General features: G+C 73.3%; 10 protein-coding genes. 2 read left to right on the forward strand and 8 right to left on the reverse strand.

The window, feature by feature from the left end; translation table 11 throughout:
- A partial coding sequence (locus tag SACPADRAFT_RS29000; protein ID WP_007025705.1) for an Abi-alpha family protein occupies positions 1-437 on the forward strand: 437 nt, incomplete at its 5' end.
- 42 nt (positions 438-479) lie between these two features.
- Here SACPADRAFT_RS29000 and SACPADRAFT_RS0220605 read toward each other — a convergent pair.
- The 4 genes from SACPADRAFT_RS0220605 to SACPADRAFT_RS0220620 all read right to left on the reverse strand — a co-directional run bounded on the left by SACPADRAFT_RS0220605 (position 480) and on the right by SACPADRAFT_RS0220620 (position 3,906).
- A complete protein-coding gene (locus SACPADRAFT_RS0220605; protein ID WP_007025706.1) occupies positions 480-1,301 on the reverse strand; it encodes a mycofactocin-coupled SDR family oxidoreductase in 822 nt (273 codons plus the stop codon).
- A 352-nt stretch (positions 1,302-1,653) separates the two neighbouring features.
- Entirely contained in the window at positions 1,654-2,034 is a 381-nt protein-coding gene (locus SACPADRAFT_RS0220610) for a hypothetical protein (RefSeq protein ID WP_007025707.1), read from the reverse strand.
- Between the two features lie 428 nt (positions 2,035-2,462).
- A complete protein-coding gene (locus SACPADRAFT_RS0220615) occupies positions 2,463-3,152 on the reverse strand; it encodes an alpha/beta fold hydrolase (RefSeq protein ID WP_007025708.1) in 690 nt (229 codons plus the stop codon).
- Between the two features lie 13 nt (positions 3,153-3,165).
- Entirely contained in the window at positions 3,166-3,906 is a 741-nt protein-coding gene (locus SACPADRAFT_RS0220620) for a hypothetical protein (protein ID WP_007025709.1), read from the reverse strand.
- Positions 3,907-3,954: 48 nt separating this feature from the next.
- Here SACPADRAFT_RS0220620 and SACPADRAFT_RS0220625 point away from each other — a divergent pair, with 48 nt between their 5' ends.
- Positions 3,955-4,464 carry a mycothiol transferase gene (locus tag SACPADRAFT_RS0220625; RefSeq protein ID WP_028662642.1) on the forward strand — a complete coding sequence of 170 codons (510 nt, stop codon included), beginning with the start codon at positions 3,955-3,957 and terminating at the stop codon, positions 4,462-4,464.
- A 78-nt stretch (positions 4,465-4,542) separates the two neighbouring features.
- Here the strand turns inward: SACPADRAFT_RS0220625 and SACPADRAFT_RS0220630 are convergent, their stop codons facing one another.
- The 4 genes from SACPADRAFT_RS0220630 to SACPADRAFT_RS29005 all read right to left on the reverse strand — a co-directional run.
- Positions 4,543-4,971 (reverse strand): cupin domain-containing protein, encoded by a 429-nt coding sequence (locus tag SACPADRAFT_RS0220630; RefSeq protein ID WP_007025711.1) that lies wholly within the window; start codon positions 4,969-4,971, stop codon positions 4,543-4,545.
- A gap of 27 nt (positions 4,972-4,998) precedes the next feature.
- Complete coding sequence (locus SACPADRAFT_RS0220635; protein WP_007025712.1) at positions 4,999-5,655, reverse strand: ATP-binding cassette domain-containing protein; 657 nt, start codon at positions 5,653-5,655, stop codon at positions 4,999-5,001.
- On the reverse strand, positions 5,652-6,362 hold the full coding sequence (locus tag SACPADRAFT_RS0220640) for an ABC transporter ATP-binding protein (protein ID WP_007025713.1): 711 nt from the start codon (positions 6,360-6,362) through the stop codon (positions 5,652-5,654). Before SACPADRAFT_RS0220640 ends, SACPADRAFT_RS0220635 begins: the two co-directional genes overlap by 4 nt.
- Positions 6,349-7,385: FtsX-like permease family protein (locus tag SACPADRAFT_RS29005; protein WP_040924634.1), on the reverse strand; the 1,037-nt coding region annotated here is incomplete at its 5' end. The genes SACPADRAFT_RS29005 and SACPADRAFT_RS0220640, both read right to left, overlap by 14 nt.

Raw genomic sequence — 7,385 nt, forward strand, 5'->3', positions numbered from 1 at the left:
TGCTCGCCCAGCTCGCCCCGGACGAGGCCCGCATCCTTTCCGTCCTCGCCGACGGCACCCCCTTCCCGGTACTCGACGTCACCGCGCGGTCCGCGTTCGGCCGGTCCGGGCGGGTCCTGCTGCGCGGCGCCTCCACCGTGGGCAAGGCGGCGGGCGTCGCCCTGCCCGGGCACGTGCCCGCCTACGTCACCCGGCTGCACGCACTCGGCCTCGTCGAGCTCAGTGACGAGGACCGCTCGCTCGACACCCAGTACGACGTGCTCGTCACCGACGAGACGGTCGTCGAGGCCGCCGGGCGCGCCCCCCGCACCGGTTTCACCCGCCGCACCCTGCGGATCACCGACCTGGGCGCGGACCTGTGGCGGGCGTGCGCACCGGACCGGGACGTCCCGCCGGCCCCGTCCGAGCGGCAGGACGCGAAGTTTCGGCCCTCCTGACCCGGATCGTCCGGCGCCCGGTGGGTGTCGTCGGTGGGGACGTCACCGGACGCAGAAACCCGCGTCCACCGGCAGCGTCACACCGGTGACGTAGCGGGCCCGGTCGGACACCAGCCAGAGGACCGCGTTGGTCGTGTCGTCGTGGTCCATCATCTCCACCGGCAACAGGTTCGCCATCGCGTTCGCCATGTCGGGGTAATCCTGCATGAACGCCGGGACCGTTTCGTTCTCCACCATCGGCGTGCGGACGGCGGTGGGGTGGAGGGTATTGACCCGGATGCCGTGCGGGGCGAGCCAGTTCGCGTAGGAGCGCATCAGCCCGACGACGCCGTGTTTCGCGGCGGTGTAGCCGTCGAGCCCGCCGGTGCCGTTGCCGCCGCGGCCGGACAGGCCCTGGGTGGAACTCGTCAGCACCATCGCCCCGCCCGCATTCTGCTCGATCATGGTGGGTGCGGCCGCGTGTACCGTGTGCCGGACGCCGGCGAGGTTGGTGGCGATGGTGTCGTTGAACGCCCGGACCGGGTCGGTCTCCTCGGGCGCGAGCGCGGCGATCCCCGCGTTGGCGACCACGATGTCGACCCGACCGAGCTCGGCGAGCCCGGCGTCGAAGGCCGCCTGCAGTGCCTGCGGGCCGCGGACGTCCGCCTCGCGGGCGACGATGCGCCGCCCCCGCGATTCCACCATCCCGACCGTCTCGTCGAGATCGTCCGGAGTGGACATCTGATAGGGCACCGTGTCGATCTGGTCGCAGAGGTCGATGCCGATGATGTCGGCACCCTCCTCGGCCATCCGCACAGCGTGGTTGCGGCCCTGTGCCCGTGCCGCTCCGGTGACGAAGGCGACCTTGCCGTCCAATGAACCCATACTCGTCTCCTCGTCGGGGTGTCCGTGTGGTTCTCGTTCGGTCCGGTGTCGGATCGACCGGCAGTCGCTTCCACGTCCGGTTCTACGCCTCGGCGCCGGTCCGGACCTCTCTTCCGTGCGGGGCCACCGACCGGCTCGCCGACCGGCCGCGGTACGGACACCGAGGCGGCGAGAACGGCCGCGTTCACCGCCACCGCCCTCCGGCGGCCTACCCGCGTTCCGCGATCCGAAACGTCGCCGTCCCCGAGCGGCGTGGTCCCGACGACGGTGGGCAGCACGATCCGGAGGGCCGATGCCGACGGCACGGAGTCGGGTTGTCCGGTGTGGGCCACCCGGGCGCGGGCCGGAAGACTCAGGTGGGTGGCTCCGCCGGGAAGACGGCGAGTCGTTCGGCGAGCGCGTAGACGTCCGCGCTGATCGCCCGGATCGCCCTGGCGTCGTCCGGGGCGGCGTCCTCCAGGTGAGCGAGGGAGCCGACGACCCGGTGGACGTGCGTCCACACCGGTGTGACGTTCCGGCTCCGGACGTCGGCGATCGGGAGTGCGGGATCGGGTCGGCAGTGTTCGAGAATGCCGCGGCCCCGGTCGTGCAGGTCCTCCAGACGCCCGCCGGTCCGTTCGCACATCTCCGCGAGCAGGTCGTCCAGGGCGTGCCAGTGGTGCGGGGCGGGGGAGTGCGGGTATGTCGCGTCGGGGCTTCCGGAGTCCCCGCCGGACCGGGTCTGCTCGTACATGCGCCCTACCTCCTGAACGGTCGCGCGTGCGCTACCACCCCGAACCTACGCACACCCCCCGACAAAAGTCCGGTCTGTCCGCAAAGGACACATGAGTACCCGCCCGGTCGTCCCGCCCCGACACCCTCGCGAGTCGCCGCCCGATGTCCGCGAGTTGACGCCTCAAACACGCGAGTTGCCGCTTCGCCTCCGCGGATTGACACTCCATACCCGTGAGTTCTCGCGAGCCGCCTTCATGCTGACGAGCGCCGAATCATCGGACGGGGAACAGCGGCGACTCGGTCGTGAGCACGCTCGGTACGTCGACTCAGCAGTGTGAAACCGCGACTCGCGGGCATGGAACGCCGACTCGCGGGCATGGCGCGTCAACTCGCGGGCATGGAATGGCAACTCGCGGGCATGGAGTGGCGACTCGCGGGTTTGGGGGGTCAACTTGCGGGGGTGGGGGTGAGGAGGGTTTCGACCAGTGCGTGGGGGTGGCTGAGCATCGCGGTGTGGCCGCCGGGGATCGCCTCGGGGGTGCGGCCGAGGCGGTCGCGGGTCAGGCGGCGGAGGAAGTTGGCGGGGAAGATCCGGTCGTCGGTGCCCAGCAGGACGCGGGTCGGCACGGCCGGCCAGGCGTCCAGCGGCCACGGTTCGGCGAACGGGGTCGCCGACTGCTCGCGTTCGCCCAGGTCGAGGGCCTGCCGCGCCAGCGCGGGGTCGACGTCGTGCAGGATCAGCTCCGTCACGTCGAACGCGGCGTCCGGATCGCGGCCCTGTCGCACCGCCAGTTCCCGTTGCGCCTGTGGCTGCCCGGTGTTGTCCCACCACTCGCCCGGGGTCTCACCCGGTGCCGGGATCATCGGGGCGAGCAGCACCAGGTGTGCCACCGGAGCGCGCCGGCACACCAACGGTGCGGTGAAGGCACTCATCGAGTGCGCCACCAGCACGGGCGCGTCGAGACCCGCCATCGCCCCCACGACGGTGTCGGCGTACTCGCGCAGCCCCGCCCTGTCGTCGGCGTAGGGCAGGTCGGGGGTGACGGTCTCGTGGCCGCGTTCGTGCAGCAGCGGTGTCACGCGGTGCCAGTACCACGGGGCCGACCCGGCCCCCGGCAGCAGAACGAACGTCGTCACGCCTTCCCTCCCGTCACCCGCGCCCCCACCGCCCGGGCGGGCGGCGGGTGGCGTCGCTGAAGAGGCTGTCCGGCATCGGCTCGTCGACCGCCTCGATCCGGACGTCGTGTCCCCTCCCGGGCCGGGAGCCGCCGAGTTCCTCGGTGGACACGCACACGCCGGTGGCGACATCCAGGCGCACCCGGTGCGCCTCGGGGTAGCGCAACTCCGGGTACCGGTTGCGCAGCAACCACTCCGAGTCGTCGTCGCCGCCGGCGTCCTCGCTCTCGGCGGAGAAGAGCAGCGGGCAGCACGGACAGCGCGGGGCGTAGAAGCCGGTGGGGCGCACATCGGCCTGCCAGGCGGGCCTGCCGTGGTGCCGCACGACGCGGAGATCGTCGAACCGCAGGGGGTCTCCGTGCCCCATGTCCTCGTGTTCCCCGTCGGCCAACTCGGCCGGGTGCAGCATCGCGACCCAGTGGTAGTCCTGGAACATCAACGCGTCGTCGCGGTCGGCGTTCCCCGGGGTGCGGGTCACCTGCAGCGGGGTGCCGTCCCGTGTCTCCACCCGCAGCGCGTCCGGGCGGCGCAGCCGGGCACGCACCCCGTCGGTGGCCCAGTCCGGCACCGACCCGGGGACCGTGCCCCGGTCGGCGGGTGCCGGTTCACCCGCGTGCCGGATCAGGGTGAACCGCAGCGTGGTCCACCGGCGCGGCGCGGAGCGGGCCAGATCGGCGAGATCCGCCGGGGTCGGCGGGGTCTGCGGTGGTGCCACGGTGTGATGATCCCAGCGGGAACCGCCGTGGGCGACCAGAATTTCGGCATGAACGCCATCGACATCCTCCTCGACGGGTACGGGCGCGTGCAGGAGGCCGTGGCGCAGGCCGCGGACGGACTCGACGCCGACGTCCTGAACCACCGTCTCGACCCCGACGCGAACACGATCGCGTGGTTGCTGTGGCATCTCACCCGGGTGCAGGACGACCACGTCGCCGACGTCGCCGGCGCCGAGCAGGTCTGGACGGCACAGGGCTTCGCCGACCGCTTCGCGCTGTCGTTGCCGACCGACGACACGGGCTTCGGTCACAGCAGCGAGCAGGTCGCCGCCGTGCGGGTCGACTCGCCCACGCTCCTGACCGAATACCACGACGCGGTGTACGAGCAGACGGTCGCCTACCTCGAACGTCTGGATGACGACGACCTCGACGTGGTCATCGACGCGATGTGGGACCCGCCGGTCACCCTCGGGGTGCGGCTGGTCAGCGTGATCGCCGACGACCTCCAGCACGCGGGCCAGGCCGCCTTCCTCCGCGGGCTCGTGCTGCGCCGCTGACCGTGGAGCGTGCTCGGCGGGCGAACGCGGTGGTCGCGGGTGAGCGTCAGGGGATGGCCGTAGGCCCGGAGGAGCCGGTCACCGATCGTCTCCCGACGAGGCACGTCCCGCCGGTCGGTCGAGCGCGTGGCCGGTCGTGGCGTCGACGTGGTCGGGGACCTCGTCGTGCCGGTCGCCGACGCTGGAGGTGCCGGACGGTTCGAACAGCAGCAGTGATGCGCCGTGCTCGGACGAGGGCTTGTGCTCCACGCCGCGCGGGACGACGAACACCGACCCCTTGCCCAGTACCACGGTTCGCTCGCCGTCCGGTTCGCGCAGAGCGATCCGCAGCTCGCCGTCGATCACGAGGAAGAACTCGTCGGTGTCGTCGTGGGCGTGCCAGACGTGCTCGCCCGCCACCTTCGCCACCCGCACGTCGTAGTCGTTGACCGTGGTCACCACGCGCGGGCTCCACAGCTGGTCGAAGGAGGACAGTGCCGCCGCCAGGTCCGTCGGTCCGATGCTCATCCACCGATCATGCCCGCGGCGGCCCGGTCACGTCAGCGCGATCTCCCGATCGGCGTGTGCGACCACGAGCGGGTCGTGGGTGGCGACGAGGACGCCGGTGCCCGCCTCGGCGGCGCGGCGCAACGCCGCGCACACCAGGTCGGCACGACGGCGGTCCTGGTGCGAGGTCGGTTCGTCGGCGAGCAGCAGGGCGGCTCCGCCCGCGAGCGCGCGGCCGAGTGCGGCGCGTTGCTGTTCGCCCCGGGAGGTGTGCGCGGCCGGGCGGTGCGCCGGTTCCCGGAGGTCGAGCGCGTCGAGCACCGTGGAGACGGTCTCGTGCCCGCCGCGCTCCCGGGCGGGCAGGCCGAGCACGATGTTCTCGGCCAGGGTGAGTTCGTCGAGCAACCCGAGTGACTGTGGCACGAAGGCGAGGTGTCGCCAGCTCAGCTCACGCACGTCGACCGGCGGCAGCGGGGGGTGGAGGGTGACGGTGCCCCGGTCCGGGACGGCCCAGCCGCCCGCGACCATGAGTACCGTGCTCTTCCCGGAGCCGGACGGTCCGGTCAGCGCGACCAGCTCGCCCGGGTCCAGCCGCAGGTCCACGACGGACAGTGTTTCCCCGCCGGACGGGGTCCCGTCCCGCCCGTCCGCACCCGGTCGGTCGAATCGGCGCACACCGGACAGCGTCAGCAGCGGCCCGGTCACGGCCGATCCTCCCCTTCCCGTGGTTCCGCGTTCCGGCCGTCGACCAGCCGGACGGTGGCATCGGCGAGCCGGGTGATCCGGGGGTCGTGACTGGCCAGCAGCACCGTGGTTCCCCGTCCGGCCAGGCGCCTCAGCACCTCCGCGACATGCGCGGTCGCGCTCGGGTCGAGATGCGCCGAGGGCTCGTCGCCCACCACCACGTCGGGAGCACCGACCACGGCCGCGGCCAACGCGACCCGTTGCTGCTCGCCACCGGAGAGGGCGCGTGGCCGGTGCCGGGCCCGGTGCGCGAGATCGACCAGGTCGAGCACGGCGGGCACGTCCACCGCGCACCGGCGCAGCCGGGCGGCCAGCTCGACGTGTTCCGCCGCGGTCAGGTAGTCCACCAGGTTCGCCGTCGGCTCCTGGTGCAGCCAGCTGATCCGGGTGCGGCGCAGGGCGCGCCTGCGCCGGGCGGAGAGCCGGGTGAGCTCCGTCCCGGCGAGCTCCACGGTCCCGTCGTCGGGCCGGTCCAGACCGGCGAGGAGGCGCAGCAGGGTCGACTTGCCCGAGCCGGACGGCCCTTCGAGCACCGTGACGGCGGCCCGCCGGGCGGACAGCGTGACGCCGTGCAGCACGGGGACGACGCGGTCGCCGGCACGGTGCTCACGTCGCAGACCCGTGCCGCGCAGAACGACGTCGTCGGGTGTGGTGTCACCGGGTGTCACGCAGCACCTCCTCCGGATCGGCCCGGGAGACCGTGCGCTGGGCCAGCAGCGAGGCGAGCACCGCCACGACGGTCACGGCCGCGGTGAGCCCGGCCGCGAGCCCCCACGGCGGGTCGAGCAGCGCGTCGGGGGCGGTGCCCGGGTTGACGTCGTACCCGGCGGCGGTCGGCGCCACGACCGCACCGGCGAGCAGCAGCCCGAACAGCAACGCCGCGCCCAGCAGCGCCCCGACCTCGACGAGCGTGGCCCACCAGTGCCGGACGGGTCCGACGCCGAGCCGCCGCAGCAGCACGTACGCGCCGCGTCGGGCCCGGGAGCGTGCGTCCAGGTAGAGCACGAGGGCGAGCACGGCGACCACCCCGCACGACACCGACACGGCGGCCAGGAACGCGAACGTGTGGGTGATCGCGCCGTAGACACCCCGCGCCTGGACGTCCTCCGCCACGGCGACCGGGGACACCGGGAGGTCGAGCGCGCCCAGCAGGGCGGCCCGGTCGTCGGGATCCCCGCGCACCCACAGCTCGGCCCGCGCGGGCGGCACGAGTTCGTCGAGCAGATCGGCGTGCACGACGAGAAGGGGGTAACCCGATGACTTGCCGGGCAGGTGTTCCGCCCCGGTGAGTTCCAGGGCCCGGGTGGTTCCCCGGATCTCCAGTGGGGTGCCGTCCGGAACGGTCAGTCCGGCCAGGACACCTGCCGAGCGGGGGGAGCCGGCCAGCCGCCGCATCAGCTCCGGCAGCGCCGGGCCGGGCAGGGCGGGATCCCGGAACGCGGCGTGCGGGAAGGTGCGCGGGTCGACGCCGAGCACGCGCACCGTCGTGTCGCCGATCCGTCCGGCGTCCCACCGCCGCACCACGGTGACGTCCGCCCGTGCTCCGGACGGGAGCGCCGCCGGGATGTCCTCCAGCGCGTACACCGCGTCGCTGCCCACGGTCAGCCGGGTCTCCGCCACCAACGTGCGCTGCACCGAGCCGGTGACCGTGGCGCCGTAGAGGGCCAGCGCCATCGGCACGGCCGTCGCCG

This window comes from Saccharomonospora iraqiensis subsp. paurometabolica YIM 90007 (assembly GCF_000231035.2).
Lineage (GTDB): Bacteria > Actinomycetota > Actinomycetes > Mycobacteriales > Pseudonocardiaceae > Saccharomonospora > Saccharomonospora paurometabolica.